At 62.4% G+C, this 17,034-nt stretch carries 15 protein-coding genes; 12 read left to right on the forward strand and 3 right to left on the reverse strand.

Annotation, left to right across the window (positions count from 1 at the left end; translation table 11 throughout):
* The first annotated feature begins 4 nt into the window (after positions 1-4).
* A complete protein-coding gene (locus ACT6VE_RS08340) occupies positions 5-793 on the forward strand; it encodes an inositol monophosphatase family protein (RefSeq protein ID WP_444798143.1) in 789 nt (262 codons plus the stop codon).
* A 117-nt stretch (positions 794-910) separates the two neighbouring features.
* Here the strand turns inward: ACT6VE_RS08340 and ACT6VE_RS08345 are convergent, their stop codons facing one another.
* Complete coding sequence (locus ACT6VE_RS08345) at positions 911-1,795, reverse strand: sugar phosphate isomerase/epimerase family protein (RefSeq protein WP_444798144.1); 885 nt, start codon at positions 1,793-1,795, stop codon at positions 911-913.
* A 30-nt stretch (positions 1,796-1,825) separates the two neighbouring features.
* The gene (locus tag ACT6VE_RS08350; RefSeq protein WP_444798145.1) at positions 1,826-2,791 is read right to left on the reverse strand and encodes a Gfo/Idh/MocA family protein; all 966 of its coding nucleotides are present in this window, start codon (positions 2,789-2,791) and stop codon (positions 1,826-1,828) included.
* Between the two features lie 163 nt (positions 2,792-2,954).
* Here ACT6VE_RS08350 and ACT6VE_RS08355 point away from each other — a divergent pair, with 163 nt between their 5' ends.
* A complete protein-coding gene (locus ACT6VE_RS08355) occupies positions 2,955-3,779 on the forward strand; it encodes a helix-turn-helix domain-containing protein (protein WP_444798146.1) in 825 nt (274 codons plus the stop codon).
* Positions 3,780-3,809: 30 nt separating this feature from the next.
* Here ACT6VE_RS08355 and ACT6VE_RS08360 read toward each other — a convergent pair whose 3' ends face one another.
* Positions 3,810-4,499: a hypothetical protein gene (locus ACT6VE_RS08360; RefSeq protein ID WP_444798147.1), complete on the reverse strand. Its 690-nt coding sequence runs from the start codon at positions 4,497-4,499 to the stop codon at positions 3,810-3,812.
* Between the two features lie 400 nt (positions 4,500-4,899).
* Here ACT6VE_RS08360 and ACT6VE_RS08365 point away from each other — a divergent pair, with 400 nt between their 5' ends.
* The 10 genes from ACT6VE_RS08365 to ACT6VE_RS08410 all read left to right on the forward strand — a co-directional run bounded on the left by ACT6VE_RS08365 (position 4,900) and on the right by ACT6VE_RS08410 (position 17,028).
* Entirely contained in the window at positions 4,900-6,702 is a 1,803-nt protein-coding gene (locus ACT6VE_RS08365) for a thiamine pyrophosphate-binding protein (protein WP_444798148.1), read from the forward strand.
* Between the two features lie 94 nt (positions 6,703-6,796).
* A complete protein-coding gene (gene hisD / locus ACT6VE_RS08370; RefSeq protein ID WP_444798149.1) occupies positions 6,797-8,110 on the forward strand; it encodes a histidinol dehydrogenase in 1,314 nt (437 codons plus the stop codon).
* 62 nt (positions 8,111-8,172) lie between these two features.
* Positions 8,173-9,420, forward strand: coding sequence for an ABC transporter substrate-binding protein (locus ACT6VE_RS08375; protein WP_444798150.1), 1,248 nt, complete (start codon positions 8,173-8,175; stop codon positions 9,418-9,420).
* Positions 9,421-9,487: 67 nt separating this feature from the next.
* On the forward strand, positions 9,488-10,381 hold the full coding sequence (locus ACT6VE_RS08380; RefSeq protein ID WP_444798151.1) for a carbohydrate ABC transporter permease: 894 nt from the start codon (positions 9,488-9,490) through the stop codon (positions 10,379-10,381).
* Positions 10,374-11,249 (forward strand): carbohydrate ABC transporter permease, encoded by an 876-nt coding sequence (locus tag ACT6VE_RS08385; protein WP_444798152.1) that lies wholly within the window; start codon positions 10,374-10,376, stop codon positions 11,247-11,249. Before ACT6VE_RS08380 ends, ACT6VE_RS08385 begins: the two co-directional genes overlap by 8 nt.
* Positions 11,250-11,253: 4 nt before the next feature.
* A complete protein-coding gene (locus ACT6VE_RS08390; protein ID WP_444798153.1) occupies positions 11,254-12,354 on the forward strand; it encodes an ABC transporter ATP-binding protein in 1,101 nt (366 codons plus the stop codon).
* A gap of 8 nt (positions 12,355-12,362) precedes the next feature.
* The gene (locus tag ACT6VE_RS08395; RefSeq protein ID WP_444798154.1) at positions 12,363-13,865 is read left to right on the forward strand and encodes an FAD-dependent oxidoreductase; all 1,503 of its coding nucleotides are present in this window, start codon (positions 12,363-12,365) and stop codon (positions 13,863-13,865) included.
* The gene (locus ACT6VE_RS08400; RefSeq protein WP_444798155.1) at positions 13,862-15,511 is read left to right on the forward strand and encodes a GMC family oxidoreductase; all 1,650 of its coding nucleotides are present in this window, start codon (positions 13,862-13,864) and stop codon (positions 15,509-15,511) included. The genes ACT6VE_RS08395 and ACT6VE_RS08400 overlap by 4 nt, the downstream gene beginning before the upstream one ends.
* 108 nt (positions 15,512-15,619) lie before the next feature.
* Complete coding sequence (locus ACT6VE_RS08405; protein WP_444798156.1) at positions 15,620-16,249, forward strand: HAD family hydrolase; 630 nt, start codon at positions 15,620-15,622, stop codon at positions 16,247-16,249.
* On the forward strand, positions 16,246-17,028 hold the full coding sequence (locus ACT6VE_RS08410) for a DeoR/GlpR family DNA-binding transcription regulator (RefSeq protein WP_444798157.1): 783 nt from the start codon (positions 16,246-16,248) through the stop codon (positions 17,026-17,028). Before ACT6VE_RS08405 ends, ACT6VE_RS08410 begins: the two co-directional genes overlap by 4 nt.
* Positions 17,029-17,034: the final 6 nt, after the last annotated feature.

Below are 17,034 nucleotides of genomic sequence, written 5' to 3' on the forward strand. Positions count from 1 at the left end.
TGACATGACCGATATTGCCGAAACCTTCCTCGCCTTCTCCGAAAAGCTCGCCGACAGCTCGCGCGCCCTTCTTCTGGCCGCCGCCGAGGAAGCGCCGCGCGTCGACCTGAAACAGGATGCCAGTTTTGTCACCGCCACCGACCGTGCCGTCGAGACGCGGCTTCGCGAACAGATTCGCGCAGCCTTCCCCGATCACGGCATCATGGGCGAGGAGTATGGCAGCGAGCAGCTCGATGCCGAATTCGTCTGGGTGCTCGATCCGATTGACGGAACCGCCGCCTGGGTCGCCGGCATCCCCGTCTATGGCACGCTGATTTCCCTTGCGCGCGGCGGCAAGCCGTTGCTGGGCGTGATCGACCTTCCCGCAACCGCCGAGCGCCTGACCGGCATTTCCGGCCGTGGCGCGTGGCACAACGGAAAGCCGATCCGCTGCCGCACGGGCACGGCGCTTTCCGATGCCTACATGACCTCCTCGAATCCCCGCTTCGTTCCCGCGGCGGACCGCGCACCCTTTGCACGTCTCGACGATGCGGTGCAGTTCACCCAATATGGCGGCAGCTGCTACAGCTATGCCTGCCTTGCCCGCGGCCGCACCGACCTTGCCGTCGATGCCGGTTTCGACGCCTACGACCTCTTCGCCCCGACCGCGATCATCGAAGGTGCAGGCGGCATCGTGACCGACTGGCAAGGCAAGCCGCTCGATCTTGCCTGGCAGGGCCGTGTGATCGCGGCTGGCGACCGGGCGCTGCACGCCGCTGCACTCGAACTCCTTGGTTCCCGAACATCTGTCTGAGGACTTCTGAAGGCTCCACTGTTTTCTGTCCGCGCCGTGGTCACCGAGGCCCTGTTGGGTCTCGGTATCAACCGCGTCTGTGTCGGTGTGGGCCTGATCTGAACGCTGGCGATCCGGTCATGTCAGGATCAGGCGCTCCATGAGGGCCTTCAGGTCCCTGGCGATGGCGAAGCTGTTGTCCTGATGTTGCCGGTTGCAGAACAGTTCGCAGCTCCACCAGCCCGCATATCCGGTCGATTTCACGGCATCCACCCAGCTCTGCAGGTCAAGAACGCCCTGTCCGGTGGGGACGTCGCGCAGCACCGGTTCGTTCGGGATGCCGCCGGCATAGGGCAGGGAATCACACAGATGCACGCCGTAGATCAGCTCCTTGTCCAGGCGCGCGATCCGCTCCGGCGTGTCGCCGGATGTGTAGGCGTGCCAGAAGTCGATGACGATCCGCACATTGTCGCGCTTGCAGCGGTCGAGAATGCGCATTTGTGCGTCGATCGTGTTGAGCGGTGTCCAGGACAGCGCCTCGAGGTAAACCAGCAATCCATGCGACGCGGCGATGTCTGCAACGGCCTGAAGATTGGCGGCCGTCAGCTCGCTCTGGTCGTCCGTCGGCAGATCGACAAGGCCTCGGTAAAGCTCGGGATAGCGTGTCGAAGCACCGGCCTCGAAGACCCGGATGTCCAGCGGACCCGTAATGGCTTCGATGCCTTTCGCGCCGGCGGCGGAAGCGAGTACGCAGAGGTCTTCGGCCTCGCGCAGCATCTGTTGGCGGGCATCACCCTGCCGTTCGAGGTCGATCAGGAAGCCGATACCGGGCAGGAAAAGATGACGAAGACGCGCCTCCAGGTCCTGTGTCGTGAAGCCGGCATCGAGAAATGCCTTGATCTTGTTGCCGGAGGTTTCGAGGCCGTCGAAGCCAAGGCTTGTTGCGATCTCGATGTCGATCGCCAGCGTGTTCGGCTTGGAAGCCATCGAATGGAAGATGAGCTGGTTCTGGGTGCGGGGCATGGCTTTGGATCTCTCGTGTTCGATGGTGCGTCACTGACAGCCGGCGGCGACAGGGCGTTTTTTTTGAGCTGCCCAGACCGCTTCTGCGGTGCGCAGGGCGATGACGTTGTCGTCGCCGAGCGACATCCATGTCGCGGGGTTCTGCGGCAGGGCGAGGAAGGCCTCTATCGTCGGGACGTGCTGGTCTCGGTCGCGCACCGGGATGAGTTCGTTGCGGCCGTTCAGCCGACGCACCAGTGTGCCGGAGCCTTTTCCGCTGAGTGTCCCGTGTGCGATAAGCGTTCCGCGATCGCCGGCGAGCATGACGGTGCTCTCGAATTCCGCGGTGGTGAAGCTTTCATAACATTGGAAGATCGCACCACCGGACATCCCGATCGCATAGGACGACTGGCCGGCCTCGGTGCCTGGCGGCGTGGCCGAGAGGGCTGCGACCGTCGCCGGCTCCTGGCCGGTCAGGAATCGCGCCAGGTCGATGCTGTCGACGGACAATTCGAGAAGCGCATCGCTTCGATCGGCACGCTCGTCGAGATGGCGGTTCGGCGGGGGCTGGTAGGGCGCGCCGCGGGCGATGACCAGCGACTGCAGCGTGCCGATCTCGCCGTCCTGCAGCAACCGGCGCATGGTCTGATGGGGCGCCAGCGTGCGAAAGGGCTGATTGAGCGCGAGAATGATGCCAGCCGTCTTGCATGCTTCGACGAGGTTGGCGGCCAGACGGCTCGTGCCGGCAATCGGGCCGTCGCAAAGAACGTGTTTGCGTTCCGCCGCAGCCGCCAGGATGTAGTGCTTGCGGCGGTCGCGAACCGCGCTGACATAGGCAAACCCGACACACGGATCCTGCAAGGACCGCCGGGCGTCGACCGCGACGCCGGGGATTTGCATGTCCTGCGAAAAGTCCGTTGCATAGTGCCTGTTCCGGCTGACGACCCACAGGGGCTGATGTCCGGCCGAGCGGATCGCCGCGACCATGTGCTCTGTTGCGATAGTGCCGGTACCCATGACCGACCATCCAAGTTCTCGCCTGGAATGCACGTCGCGTCCTCCTCTTTGTCATCCGGAGATTGACCCGTCGTCGCGCGCTCTACAACTTCGCAGGCGATTGAAGTCATTAGCGATATGAAGTAAGTTGAGCGTCACAATGCGTCACATATCGGGGACTGGAATGGATCAACTGGGACGAGACGGCGCTGCGCTGGCGGCAAACCTGAAAACGCTTTGCGAGCAGCACGGCTCGGTCGCGGCCGTCTGCCGCAAGATCAACGTCAACAGGCAGCAGTTCAACAAGTACCTGTCCGGCACCCATATCCCGTCGGCCACCAATCTGCGGATCATCGCGAACTATTTCGGCCTCAGCGTGCCGATGCTGTTTACGGACCCGGACGAGTTCCGCACGCTGGTGGAGGGCAATTTCTTCCATGCCATGGCGACCGCGCGCCAGTTGCCGGAGTTTTCGCGTTTCGTCTCGGAGATGATCGTCGAGAACAATGCCGACCACAACGATATCGTGGGGATCTACGACCGCTACCAGTTCTCCTCGATCTACAAAGGGTTTGTGTTGCGGTCCGCGCTCTGCATCTATCGCAACAAGGAGTTTCTGCAGCACTATTACGTCGAGCGGTTCCCGAGCTTCGACGACCCGAAGAAGACGGAGTATGTCTTCAAATATTACGGGTTCTGCTTCCCTCTGGCCGATCGCCTCTTCACAGCGGATTTCGAGGGCATCCAGTCGAACGAACTGACGTTCGGCGTCTATGCGCAGGTCAAGCGGAACTCCAAGAAGTTCATGTTCGGCATTTCCAGCGGCATCGCCGCGACGGTCTTTCGCCAGCCCTATTCCACGAAGGTCGCGCTGCACTACCGAGGTCCAGGCCTGCTGCGCCGCGAGCATCTCAAGGACCTGACGGTTCTCGACCGCAACGACCCCGCGATCCCGCGCGAGGCGCTGCAATATCTCGGCGACGGATCGGATATGATCCAGATGAGCTGATGAAAGCGCCGGCATCGGCCGGCGCTTTCATCAGGGGTGAAGCTCGACGGCGAGCCAGACGCTGTCCGTGTCCGCATAGTAGCGGTGCCACGGATAGGTCCACTGGTTTTCACCCGTCACCCGGCAGAACGGATCGTGCGAATAGCCGATCGGCATCACGACATCCTCATAGAGGGTCGCCTCGTCACGCTGCTTGAACTTCTGCATGCGGCCCAGCCCGTGGATCTGCGTGTGCGTTTCCAGGAAGGGGTGCTCGTTGTGAATGAAGCAGTCGGTATCGCCGGGTGACCACCAAAGATTGAGCTTCATCGTGAAGGTTTGCGGTGCTTCGGCGCTAGCGCGCTCGTTGGTGAAAACGTGCGGGTCGACGGTGACCGTTCCGATTTCGTCCTGCGGCGATATGTAGAGCGGAGTGTCGCGCGGGAAGCTGCGGATCCTGTTACCCAGCCAGTCCCAGCCGCGGAACATGCAGCCGCCGAGATTGGTCGGCTTGATGACCTTGATGATCGCAACACGCTCCGCCGAACGGATGCGGCCACCCTTCAGCCAGGTGGACTTCCAAGCCGGCACGATCGCGGGATGCTCATCGCCCGTTATCATCGGGGACGGGCTGATATTGACCACGACGGCATCGGCCACATCGTAGTCGGAAACGTTCTCAACCAGCTGAGCGGAAATGAAGTCGTCCGCGAAGGCGAGGTCTCTGGTAAGGTTCTGCACGGTGGTGCCCCTGAATTCTGCAAGTGTCCCGATAGAGCAAGCCACAGGGTGCGTCCGGGAGAAAGTGCGCGGCGCATTTTATTTATTCGCACCTTGGCGCGATGTCTGCTTCATAGTGCGAATGGGCATGTGTTTCAGTCGGGATTTCGGCCGCAAGCTTCGGCGGACAATCGTTCCTGTTTCACCTTCTGAAATCGGCCGAGCGAGCCAGGGCACGGCCTAGCCTTCAGCAGGTTCTGACGCGGAAGCACGCGTGTTCTGCGTCAGGTCGCGTCAGCGTTTCGATTGATGCGAACTTGCGGCTTGCCCCGCCCCGTCGAACAATAAGCCCATCGCTGGAAGAGCTCCAATCGTTTGGTCTCCGGCACAGAACGATAACGAGATTAAAGAGGGTCGATCCATGAAACTGACAGGTGGCCAAGTCGTCGCGAAGGCGCTCAAGGAATACGGCGTCGAGTATGTTGCCGGTGTGCCGGGTCACGGCATCTGGTCGTTGTTCGACGCGTTCCTGCAGGAGGGATCCGAGATCCCGTTCATCCAGGTGATGCATGAACAGAGCGCCGTCCACATGGCCGACGGCTACTACCGCGCCTCAGGTAAGCCGATGGCATGCTCGACCTCTGTCGGCCCGGGTGCCGCCAACACGATCATCGGTCTGGCGACCGCCTATTGCGACTCCACCTCGCTGTTTTATGTCTCCGGTTCGCCGCAGACCTACATGCATGGCCACGGCACCATGCAGGAGCTGGAACGCCAGCAGGATAACGCCTTCCCGCGCATCACCGAGCAGGTGACCAAGCGCGCCTGGCAAGCAAATTCGGTGCAGGTCCTCCCAAGCATTATGCACCGTGCCTTCAGCGAAATGCTGACGGGCCGTCCCGGCCCGGTTCATGTCGAAGTGCCGATGAACGTGCAGGTCGAGGCAGCCGACGTTACCATCCATCCGCTCCAGAAGCGTCTGCCGGTCGGAATTGCCTATCCGGACCCGAAGGCCATCGAAGCGGCGGTGAAAGTGCTGTTGAATGCCGAGCGTCCGGTTATCGTCGCCGGCGGCGGTGCGATCACGGCAAATGCCTCGGCCGAACTGACCCGTCTCGCCGAAAAGCTGGGTGCTGCCGTCTCCATCACCTGGAACGGCAAGGGCGCCATCTCCGAGGATCACGCACTGTTCATCGGCGCGGTCGGTCAGACGGGTACGACCTGTGGCAACACGATCACCGCATCCGCCGACGTCGTCGTTTCCGTCGGCTGCCGCTTCACCGACTGGTCGGCGTCGTCCTATGCCAAGGGCGTCTCCTTCTCGATCCCGTCGGCAAAGCTCATCCACATCGATCTCGACCCGCGTGAGATCGGCAAGAACTACGAGACGGAAGTCGGCATCGTCGCCGATGCGAAAGTGACGTTGGAGGCGATCCTCTCGCTGATCTCCGACGCGGATTCGCAGAAGATGCTGTCGCGCCGTGAAACTTTTGTCGCCGATGTGCAGAAGGCGAAGGCCGATTGGCGCGCCCTGGTCGAACCGCGCGAAAACAGCCAGGAAACGCCGTTCACCTCGCAGCGCCCGCTGATGGCGCTGCGCAAGGTTCTCGATCGCAACGGCATCGTCGTCGTCGGTTCCGGCAACACGCAAGGGGCCGTCAAGCAGAGCTTCCCGATCTACGAGCCGCGTACCCACCTTACCTCCGGCTCCTATTCGCCGATGGGCTGGGCGGTGCCGGCAGCGCTTGGCGCCAAGCTCGCCTGCCCGGATCGCCAGGTCGTCGCCATCGTCGGCGACGGGGACTTCATGATGTCGCTGCCTGAAATGGGCACGGCCGTCATGAACGGTATCAACGTCGTGTTCCTCGTGCTCAACAACCAGGGCTACATGTCGATCCGCGGCGGCCAGCGCAAGTTCATGGGCCGCCACATTGCCTCCGAGTTCAACCATCACGCCGGAAATGGCGCGCCTTACTCGGCCGATATTACAGCCTCTGCCCGTGCTTTCGGCCTCCAGGCGTGGAAGGTCGAGAAGAACGAGGACCTTGAAAGCAGCCTGAAAGCGGCGCTGGAATGCGGCGGCCCGGCCCTCGTCGAAGTGATCGTCTCGCGCGATGCCGCCGGTCCGTTCGCCACCGGCTGGTGGGACTTCCCGTCGCCGGCCTACTACGAGAAAGAGCAGGCCGCGTACGAAGACATGCGCGCCCGCGAACAGCACCTCTAAACATCCCGAGCAGGGGAGGCGCAAGCTTCCCTTGCTCTCCCAAGACCCTTGATAGCGCGGCGCCGACGGCGGCCGTGAACGAAGAGACTTTGTCATGATCCGGCACATCAAAACAGCCAAGGCTTCCATCGAACAGGGCGGTATCGACAGCGCAGTCACCAAGGCGGTCGAGGGCCTTCTTGCACAGGTCCGGGACGGTGGCGACAAGGCGGTTCGCGCGCTTTCAGTGCAGTTCGACAAGTTTGACCGCGACTCCTACCGGCTGACGAAGCAGGAGATCGAGGGATGCATCAACGCGCTGACGGTCCGGGAGCGAGAAGACCTTGATTTCGCGCAGGACCAGATCCGCCGGTTTGCCGAAGCGCAGAAGGCCGCGCTAAAGGATATCGAGATCGAGACGCTGCCGGGTGTCGTGCTCGGTCACAAGAACGTACCCATCCAGAATGTCGGCTGCTACGTGCCGGGCGGCAAATACCCGCTGCTGGCATCCGCCCACATGACAGTGCTGACGGCGCGCGTTGCCGGCTGCGAGCGGGTGATCACCTGCGCGCCGCCCTTCCAGGGCAAGATTGCCGACAAGATCGTGGCGGCGCAGGCGCTTGCAGGCGCTGATGAAATCTATTGCCTTGGTGGCGTCCAGGCGATCGCCGCAATGGCCTACGGGACTGAAACGATCGCGCCGGTCGACATGCTGGCCGGCCCCGGCAACGCCTATGTCGCGGAAGCCAAGCGGCTTCTCTTCGGCCGCGTCGGCATCGACCTCTTCGCCGGCCCGACAGAAACGCTGATCATCGCTGACGACAGTGTCGATGGAGAACTGGTGGCGACCGATCTGCTCGGCCAGGCCGAACACGGTATCAACTCGCCGGCGGTTCTCATCACCAATTCGGGGAAGCTGGCGCGCGATACGCTTTCCGAGATCGAGCGCCTGCTCGACATCCTCCCCACGGCGGCCGTCGCCGGCAAGGCCTGGGAAGATTTCGGCGAGATCATCCTCTGCGACACGATCGAGGAGATGCTGGCGGAAGGCGACCGCGTGGCCTCGGAACATGTCCAGGTCATGACCCGTGACCCGGACTACTTCCTCGACAACATGAAGAACTATGGTGCGCTGTTTCTCGGCGCCCGCACGAACGTCGCCTTCGGCGACAAGGTAATCGGCACCAACCACACGCTGCCGACCAACAAGGCCGCCCGCTACACCGGCGGCCTCTGGGTCGGAAAATTCCTGAAGACCTGCACCTATCAGAAAATCCTGACCGACGAGGCGTCCGCAATGATCGGCGCCTACGGCTCGCGGCTCTGCCTGATGGAAGGTTTTGCGGGACATGCCGAGCAGGCCAACATCCGCGTTCGCCGCTATGGCGGCCGGAACGTCGGCTACGCGATGCCCGCTGACCCTGTTTAACAACCGCGCACAAAAGCCCGCCAAGGGCTGCGCTCAAAAACCCAACCAGAGAGGACCAACTCATGTCGAAATTTATAGCTGCCGTTCTTGCGGCGACCATGCTCGTGCCCGTTGCGGCCCGTGCCGAAGGCGAGATCGAGGTTCTGCACCACTGGGTCTCGCAAAGCGAGGTCGACGCACTCAACGTCATTCGCAAGGAACTCGAGGCCAAGGGCTTCACATGGAAGGATTCCGCCGTCGGCGGCATGAGCGGCGCGAACGCGCAGCAGGCGCTGCGCTCGCGTCTTACAGCGGGCAACCCGCCCGGCGCCATGCAGTTTCTCGGCTGGGAAGGCGTGCAATGGGCGGAGCAGGGCGTCGTTCGCGACCTGAACGACCTCGCCAAGGCCGGCGGCTGGCGTGAAGCGCTTGCGCCTCAACTCCTGCCGTTCGTGACGTCGGGCGACGCCTTTATCGCGGCCCCGATCAACATGCACCGTCAGAACTGGGTCTGGGCGAACAAGAAGATCTTCGACGATGCCGGTATCGCCGTTCCCAAGTCGTGGGCGGAGCTGATCACGGCCGGCCAGAAGCTTCAGGAGAAGGGCATCGTTCCCATCGCGATGGGCGATGAGCCGTGGCAGATCGGGATCATCTTCGATGCCCTCCTGTCGGACGTCAACGGCCCGGAATTCTATCAGAAGACGGCGATCGACCTCGATCCCGAAGCGCTCGGCAGCCCGGAGATGGTCAAGGTGTTCGACACGTTGCGCGAAGTGCGCGGCCTCGTCGACAACAACTTCGTCGGCCGCGACTGGGCGGTTGCGACCGGCATGGTCATCAACGGCGAAGCCGCCATGCAGTTCATGGGCGACTGGGCGAAGGGTGAGTTCCTCGCAAAGGGGCTGAAGCCCAACCAGGATTTCTACTGCTTTGCGACGCCCGGCCAGGTCACGTCCTTCCAGTACCTGATCGACAGCTTCGGCACGTTCATCGTCAAGGATGAGAACGTGCAGAATGCGCAGACAGCGCTTGTCGAAACCATCATGGATCCGAAGGTCCAGAAGGGCTTCAACCTGATCAAGGGCTCGATCCCGGCCCGTAGCGACGTCTCGGTCGACGATTTCGACGATTGCGCAAAGCTCGGCTACCAGGAGCGTGCCACCGCAATCGAAAAGGGCAGCATGCAGGGCGCCATGACGCACGGTTTTGCCGCCAAACCGGAATTCGCTTCCGTCTTCAGCGACGTTGCCGCGCAGTTCTTCGTCGGCACCATGAGCTCGGAAGATGCCGTCAAGATGCTGGTCTCCGGTATCGACAACGCTCGATAAACCGAACAGCCAATCGGAGGAGCCGCACCACGTGGCTCCTCCCCATTACCGCCATCGGAGCTGACCCATGAGCGCCTCTACGCGCATGTCATCGCGATTGGCAGCCTGGCTTCCGCGCCTCGTCGTCGCTCCCAGCCTGCTCGTCGTCATCGTCACCGTCTACCTGTTCATCCTCTGGACGGGACTGATTTCCGTCACCTCGTCGAAATTCGTGCCGACCTACGATTTCGTCGGCCTTGAGCAATATGTCCGCCTCTGGGCCACGCCCCGCTGGCACACGGCTGTCGCCAACCTGTTCATCTTTTCCGTGCTCTTCCTTGCGCTGTCGACGGGCCTGGGTCTCCTCATGGCGATCCTTCTCGATCAGAACATCCGCGCAGAAGGGGCCTTGCGGGCGATCTACCTCTACCCGATGGCGCTGTCGTTCATCGTCACGGGAACCGCCTGGAAGTGGATCATGAATCCCGGCCTCGGCATCCAGCGGGTCGTGAACGATCTCGGCTGGACGGATTTTCGGTTCGATTGGATCACCAATCCGGACATGGCGATCTACACGGTCGTCGTGGCCGGTGTCTGGCAATCCTCGGGCTTTGCCATGGCGATTTTCCTCGCCGGCCTTCGCGGCATCGACAATTCCGTCATCAAGGCGGCACAGATCGAGGGCGCCACGCTGCCGCGGATCTACCGACAGATCATCATTCCCATGCTGCGTCCGGCCATGCTGAGCGTGATCGTCCTGCTCAGCTACATCGCCATCAAGAGCTTCGACCTGGTCCTGGCGCTGACGAACGGCGGCCCCGGCACCGCAACCGAACTGCCATCGACCTTCATGTTCTCCGCCACCTTCCGGCGGAACCAGATGGGCGTCGGTGCCGCAAGTGCCGTGATGATGCTCATGACCGTCGCGGCGATCATCATTCCCTACCTCTATTCCGAGCTTCGGGAGAAAAACGATGGCTGAAGCACTCTCCCAATCCGGCAAGATGCGGCTTGGCCGTATCGCCATCTATGCCTGCCTTGTCATCGTCGCATTGCTCTATCTGATGCCGCTCTGGGTGATGGTCACGACATCGCTGAAGCCGCTCGACGAGATCTATGGTGGTTCCTTCATCGGCCTGCCCAAGGTGGTGACGCTCGATGCGTGGCGGGCAGCGTGGTCGCAGGCCTGCATCGGCACCGAATGCACGGGGCTGAAGCCTTACTTCCTCAATTCGTTGCTGATGGTGATCCCGGCCGTGGCCCTTTCGACGGGCATCGGCGCCATCAATGGTTACATCCTGACGAAATGGAAGTTTCCCGGCGCCAACTTCGTTTTCGGCCTCATGCTGTTCGGCTGCTTCCTGCCCTACCAGGCGATCCTCATCCCCATGGCACGCACGCTCGGGCTATTGGGTCTCGCCGGGTCCATTCCCGGGCTTGTCGCCGTCCACGTCTCCTATGGTATCTGCTTCACGACGCTGTTCTTCCGTAACTACTTCGTATCGTTGCCGGATGAACTGACGAAGGCGGCGATGGTCGATGGTGCCGGCTTCTTCCGCATCTTCTGGAGCGTCATTCTGCCGACCTCGATCCCGATCATCGTCGTGTCCTGCATCTGGCAGTTCACGCAGATCTGGAACGACTTCCTGTTCGGCGTGTCCTTCACCTCCGGTTCGAGCACTCCCATCACCGTCGCGCTCAACAACATCGTCAACGTGACCACCGGTCGCAAGCAATACAACGTCGACATGGCCGCCGCCATGATCGCCGCCATCCCAACTTTGGTCGTCTACATCGTCGCAGGCCGATATTTCGTCCGCGGCTTGACGGCCGGCGCCGTGAAAGGCTGAGGCTATGTCCACTCTTGAAATCGATCGCGTCCGCAAGGCTTACGGCCATCTCGAGGTTCTGAAGGAGGTTTCGATCTCCATCGGCACCGGCGACTTCCTCGTGCTGCTCGGCCCTTCCGGCTGTGGCAAGTCCACGCTTCTCAACATGATCGCTGGCCTGGAAACGATCACGGGCGGCGAGATCCGTATTGCCGGGAAGGCCGTCAACGATCTCTCACCGAAGGACCGCGACATCGCCATGGTGTTCCAGTCCTACGCGCTGTACCCCACGATGACCGTGCGCCAGAACATCGAATTCGGCATGAAGATCCGCAAGGTCGCCCAGGCCGATCGCGCCAAGGCCGTGAAAACCGCGTCGGACCTGTTGCAGATCACGCATCTGCTCGATCGCAAGCCGTCGCAACTGTCCGGCGGCCAGCGCCAGCGCGTTGCCATGGGCCGCGCGATCGTCCGCGAGCCGAAATTGTTCCTGTTCGACGAGCCGCTCTCGAACCTCGATGCCAAGCTGCGCGTGGACATGCGCACGGAGATCAAGCGCCTCCATGCCCGCCTCGGCACGACGATCGTCTATGTAACGCATGACCAGATCGAGGCCATGACGCTCGCCACGCGCGTGGCGGTCATGAAGGACGGCGTCGTGCAGCAGCTCGACGAGCCCCAGGCCGTCTATGACCGGCCAGCCAACGTCTACGTCGCGCGCTTTGTCGGTTCTCCCGCCATGAACATCGTGCCAGCCGTTCTCGAGGCACAGGGGTCGACGGTGACTGCCGTCGTCGAAATCGCCAACAGGCCAGCAGCCCGCATCGCGGGCATCGCCCTCTCACCGGAGGCCGTGCGACGCTACGCCGGCAAGAAAGTACTTGTCGGAATACGACCCGAGAATTTCTCGATCGCGAGCGGCGATATCCCTCCGTCGCTGACCATCGACTTCGACGTCGTCGAGCCGACGGGGCCTGACACCTTGGCCGTCTTCCAGCTCGGCGGCGTGGAGGTGACCGCCCGTCTTCCGCCCAAGCAGGCGCATGCAGGCCAGGAAGCCGCCTTGTCCGTCGATACGTCGAAGACCGTGCTGTTCGACATCGATACCGAAACGCGCATCGACTGAAAGACATCATGACCCAGACCGCAGACATCGTCATCATCGGCTCCGGCATTGGCGGAGCGTCCCTGGCGCACAGCCTGGCGCCCTCCGGCTTGCGGGTCGTCATCCTCGAGCGTGGCGATTACCTGAAGGACAGTCCGGAGGCGCGCGATGACCGTGCGATCTTCCAGAAGGGTTTTTATCGGTCTTCGGAGGAGTGGCTGGGCACGGACGGAGAGGGGTTTCTCCCCGGCAACTACTACTATGTCGGCGGCAATTCGAAGTTCTTCGGTGCCGTCATGTATCGCTACCGCAGCGAGGATTTCGCGCCACGGCCGCACATGGATGGAGCATCCCCGGGCTGGCCGATGTCCTATGAGGAGTTGTCACCCTGGTATGATGCAGCCGAGAGCATTTTTCGGGTGCGCGGTTCGGTTTCCGGCGATCCGACGGAGCCGGCGCATGCCAAACCCTACGTCTATCCATCGGTGCCTGACGAACCGTCGATCGCCGCCGTTCGTCGCCGGCTGGAAAAGGCCGGAATCCACCCGGCTGCCCTGCCGCTATCGATCGATATCGACGCGTGGCTGAAGCGGGCACCGACGGGCTGGGATGCGTTTCCGAACACCGGCACCGGCAAGATCGATGCGGAGGTCGGTCCGCTTGCCAGTGCGCTCACCCATCCGAATGTCAGCCTCGTGACCGGCGCCTCCGTGACCCGCCTCGAAACCGACGTGATGGGCCGCCGGGTCGTGTCCGTCGTCTATGTGAAAGATGGCGTGGAGCAGCGTATCTCGGCCGATCGCTTCGCGGTGGCGGCCGGCGCGGTACAGAGTGCAGCACTGCTCCTGCGCTCCGCCAGCAAGGCGCATCCGACCGGCCTCGCCAACGGCTCGGATCAGCTAGGACGCAATTTCATGAACCACAACACGACGGCGATGCTGACGATCGATCCCTTCGCCGCCAACACGTCGGTCTACCAGAAGACCATCGCCTTCAACGATTTCTACAACGCGGACAACGAATACGGCGCCCCCCTCGGCAATGTCCAGCTTCTCGGCCACATCACGGGCAACATCCTCAAGGCCAACCTACCGTTTCCGGCGCCGACTTGGGTCGCCAGGCTCATCGCCCGCTACGCTTATGGCTGGTTCCTGACGAGCGAAGACCTTCCCAATCCCGAAAGCCGGGTGATGGTGCGCGACAACCGCATCGTCATGCACTGGATCCGCTCGAACATGCGCGCGCACGAGGCGCTGATCGCCAAGACGCGCGCCGTCATGCGCAAGGCCGGTTTTCCGATCGTGCTGACGCATACCTTCGGCCGCAAGACGACGTCACACCAATGCGGCACGGCCCGCATGGGCCGCGACCCGAAAACCTCGGTCGTCGATCTCGATTGCCGCAGCCACGATGTCGAGAACCTCTACATCACGGATGCGTCCGTGCTGCCGACTTCTGCTGCCGTCAACCCGGCTCTGACCATTGCTGCCCTCGCGATCAAGGCCGGCAGCGCCATTTCAAGGGGGCAATGATGGGACTTCGAGACATGGGATCGGCGCGCTATGGCATCTCCCCTCGGCATCCGGATGAGATAACCACATTCGACTATATCGTGGTCGGTGGCGGCTCGACGGGCTGCGTCATTGCTGCCCGGCTTTCGGAAGATCCTGCCGTCAACGTGCTCCTGCTGGAGGAGGGACCGCGCGACCGCAGCCCCTACATCCACATTCCCGGCGCCTACTACAAGACCGCGCAGGGCGACCTCCTGAAGCGCATTCCCTGGGAACCGATGCCCGAGCAGGAGCGCACGGAAACACCGACCATGGTGCAGGCGCGGGTTCTCGGCGGCGGCAGTTCGGTCAACGCGATGATCTACATTCGCGGCGTGCCGTCCGACTATGAGCAATGGGTCGGTATGGGTGCCGAAGGCTGGGGCTATGCCGACGTCCTGCCCTTCTTCAAGCGCGCCGAGGATAATAACCGCTTCTGCAACGAAGCCCATGGCGTCGGCGGCCCGCTTGGCGTTTCCGACATCGACTATATTCATCCCTTGACCCGCGCATGGCTACAAGCCTGCCAGCAGGCCGGGCTGCCCTACAACCCGGATTTCAATTCCGGCGATCCGGAAGGCTGCGGTCTCTACCAGATAACGGCCCGCAACGGGCGCCGGAGCTCCGCCGCGGTGGCCTATCTCAATCCGGCCCGCAAACGGCGCAACCTGCGTGTGGAAACCGGGGCCATGGTCACGCGGGTGCTTATAGAGAACGGGCGCGCCGTCGGTGTCGAGTGCGTGAAGGGCAAGCGCATCGTTGTGTACCGGGCCGACCAGGAGGTCGTCCTTTCCACGGGCGCGATTGCCACGCCGAAGCTCCTGATGCTGTCGGGCATTGGGCCGGCGGACCAGATCCGTCGGCAGGGCATCGACGTCAATGCCGATTTGCCGGGTGTTGGCCAGAACCTGCAGGATCACATCGAGATTTCGCTGGTCTACCAGCTCAATGGCCCGCACAGCTACGACAAGTACAAGAAGCTGCATTGGAAGGCGCTTGCCGGCCTGAACTATGCGTTGTTCCGCAACGGTCCTGCGTCCTCCAATCTCATTGAAGGTGGTGCCTTCTGGTGGGGCAACAGGGGCGAGGCGAGCCCGGATATCCAGTATTTCATGGTTGTCGGCGCCGGCATCGAGGAGGGCGTCGATGCGGTTCCCGGCGGCAATGGCTGCACGGTCAATCTCGGCCAGATCCGGCCGCGTTCCAGGGGAGAGGTCACACTCCTGAGCGCCGACCCGGCGGCACATCCGCGTGTAGCGCCGCGCTATTTCTCCGATCCTTACGATCTCGACGCGATGACCGAAGGGGCGATGGCCGCCATCGACATCATGGCGCAACCGGCGATCGCGAAATTCGTGACGGCACGGCACGCACCATCGCCGCCCCTCAAGACGCGCGAGGATATCAGGGCCTTCTGCGTCAAGGACGCACATGCTGCCCTTCATCCTGCCGGCACATGCCGGATGGGTGGCGATGACATGGCGGTTGTCGATCCGAAACTGCGCGTTCATGGCATCGAGCGGCTTCGCGTTGCCGATGCGTCGGTCATGCCGACGCTGATTTCCGGCAACCCGAATTCCGTCTGCATCATGATCGGCGAGCGGGCCGCGGAGTTCATGCGTTCCTAGCGTGGCGAGGCTGCCGCATAAATTCGCGCACTCGTGATGCTTTTTATTGCGTATATATGCCTGTTCGTGCATTGTAAGAATCAATTCACGCACAAAAAGGCAAAAAGAATGAAACCGAATGTTGTGGTCTTCGATATCGGCGGCGTCCTGATCGACTGGAATCCCGCCTATCTCTATCGCAAGCTGCTGCCGGACGAGGCGGCCGTGTCGGCCTTCCTGAGCGAGGTCTGCACGTCGGCGTGGAACGAGCAGTTCGATGCGGGCGTGCCGTTTGCCGAAGGTATCGCAGAACTTGCGGAGCGCCACCCAGAGCGGGCGGCCCTCATTGAAGCCTACTGGCTGCGCTGGCATGAAATGCTGGGGGGCGAGGTGTCCGGGACGGCTGACATTCTCTGGCGCCTGAAAGACGCGGGCGTTCCGGTGCACGCCATTTCGAACTGGTCGGCCGAGACCTTCCCGAGTGCAAAGGACATCTATCCATTCCTGGGCGCGTTCGACGTCCTCGTCGTTTCCGGCACGGAGAAGCTTGTGAAGCCGGGTGTCGCGATCTTTGAACGCTTTCTGGAGCGGGCGGGTGTGCGCGCCGAAGAGTGCATCTTCATCGACGACAATGCCGCAAATATTGCCGCTGCCGCAGCACTCGGCTTCCACACCGAGCATTTTCGCACGGCCGAGGCGCTGGAAGCGCGGCTGACCGAGCTTGGACTTCTCGCGCAGGCAGAAAAGGCGCGGGCATGAGCGCGGACAAGGCAGAACTGTCGGCGCTTTCTCCGGAAGAGCGACAGGCCGTCATCCTCGACAAGGTGAATGCGGCAGGGCGGGTCCTTGCCACCGGGCTCGCGCAGGAATTCGGCGTGTCGGAAGATTCGATCCGCCGCGATCTGCGCGATCTCTCGGATGCCGGTCTGGTGCAGCGCTTTCATGGCGGCGCGGCGCGGCTCGTGACACCTGCGCTCGATTTCCATCGCCGTGAGACGCTGCATGCGGGAGAGAAAGAGCGGATCGGCCGCGCTGCGGCGGCGATGATCCCGGACGGCGCGACGCTGCTTGTGGATTCCAGCACGACGGTCGTGCAGTTCGTACGCAGCCTGTCGCCGGCACTCTCGTTGCGCATCATCACGACCGCAGTCGACGTTGCCGCTGCCGCGCTCGACCATCCGTTTGCCGAGGTGATCATGCTGGGCGGTCGCCTGGGCAGGCTGACGCGCAGCGCGGCCGGCGCAGGCGCAATCGATGCAATCCGGGCATTGCGGGTTGACTATTGTGTCCTCGGCACCTGTGGCGTCGACCATGATCTGACGCTCCGCGCCGACGATTTCGAGGATGCCCACCTGAAGGCCACAATGATCCGCGCTGCAAACAAGACCCTGCTTCTGGCGACGGCCGACAAGCTTGGTCAGGCCGCAACCTACGAAGTGGCCCCGATCACCGCCGTATCAGCGCTTTTCACCAGCAGCACGGATGCTGCCATCCTCAAATCCATCCGCGAAACCGGTGTCGATGTCGAAATCGTCTGACAACGC

The sequence above is a fragment of the Shinella sp. genome, assembly GCF_052438155.1.
In the GTDB taxonomy this organism is placed as follows: Bacteria; Pseudomonadota; Alphaproteobacteria; order Rhizobiales; family Rhizobiaceae; genus Shinella.

What these genes read in the sequence shown, in the direction of transcription:
- ACT6VE_RS08340 (WP_444798143.1), top strand. Translation starts at nt 5, where the DNA reads ATGACCGATATTGCCGAAACCTTCCTCGCCTTCTCCGAAAAGCTCGCC.
- ACT6VE_RS08345 (WP_444798144.1), bottom strand. Translation starts at nt 1,795, where the DNA reads ATGCCCCGCACCCAGAACCAGCTCATCTTCCATTCGATGGCTTCCAAG.
- ACT6VE_RS08350 (WP_444798145.1), bottom strand. Translation starts at nt 2,791, where the DNA reads ATGGGTACCGGCACTATCGCAACAGAGCACATGGTCGCGGCGATCCGC.
- ACT6VE_RS08355 (WP_444798146.1), top strand. Translation starts at nt 2,955, where the DNA reads ATGGATCAACTGGGACGAGACGGCGCTGCGCTGGCGGCAAACCTGAAA.
- ACT6VE_RS08365 (WP_444798148.1), top strand. Translation starts at nt 4,900, where the DNA reads ATGAAACTGACAGGTGGCCAAGTCGTCGCGAAGGCGCTCAAGGAATAC.
- hisD (WP_444798149.1), top strand. Translation starts at nt 6,797, where the DNA reads ATGATCCGGCACATCAAAACAGCCAAGGCTTCCATCGAACAGGGCGGT.
- ACT6VE_RS08375 (WP_444798150.1), top strand. Translation starts at nt 8,173, where the DNA reads ATGTCGAAATTTATAGCTGCCGTTCTTGCGGCGACCATGCTCGTGCCC.
- ACT6VE_RS08380 (WP_444798151.1), top strand. Translation starts at nt 9,488, where the DNA reads ATGAGCGCCTCTACGCGCATGTCATCGCGATTGGCAGCCTGGCTTCCG.
- ACT6VE_RS08385 (WP_444798152.1), top strand. Translation starts at nt 10,374, where the DNA reads ATGGCTGAAGCACTCTCCCAATCCGGCAAGATGCGGCTTGGCCGTATC.
- ACT6VE_RS08390 (WP_444798153.1), top strand. Translation starts at nt 11,254, where the DNA reads ATGTCCACTCTTGAAATCGATCGCGTCCGCAAGGCTTACGGCCATCTC.
- ACT6VE_RS08395 (WP_444798154.1), top strand. Translation starts at nt 12,363, where the DNA reads ATGACCCAGACCGCAGACATCGTCATCATCGGCTCCGGCATTGGCGGA.
- ACT6VE_RS08400 (WP_444798155.1), top strand. Translation starts at nt 13,862, where the DNA reads ATGATGGGACTTCGAGACATGGGATCGGCGCGCTATGGCATCTCCCCT.
- ACT6VE_RS08405 (WP_444798156.1), top strand. Translation starts at nt 15,620, where the DNA reads ATGAAACCGAATGTTGTGGTCTTCGATATCGGCGGCGTCCTGATCGAC.
- ACT6VE_RS08410 (WP_444798157.1), top strand. Translation starts at nt 16,246, where the DNA reads ATGAGCGCGGACAAGGCAGAACTGTCGGCGCTTTCTCCGGAAGAGCGA.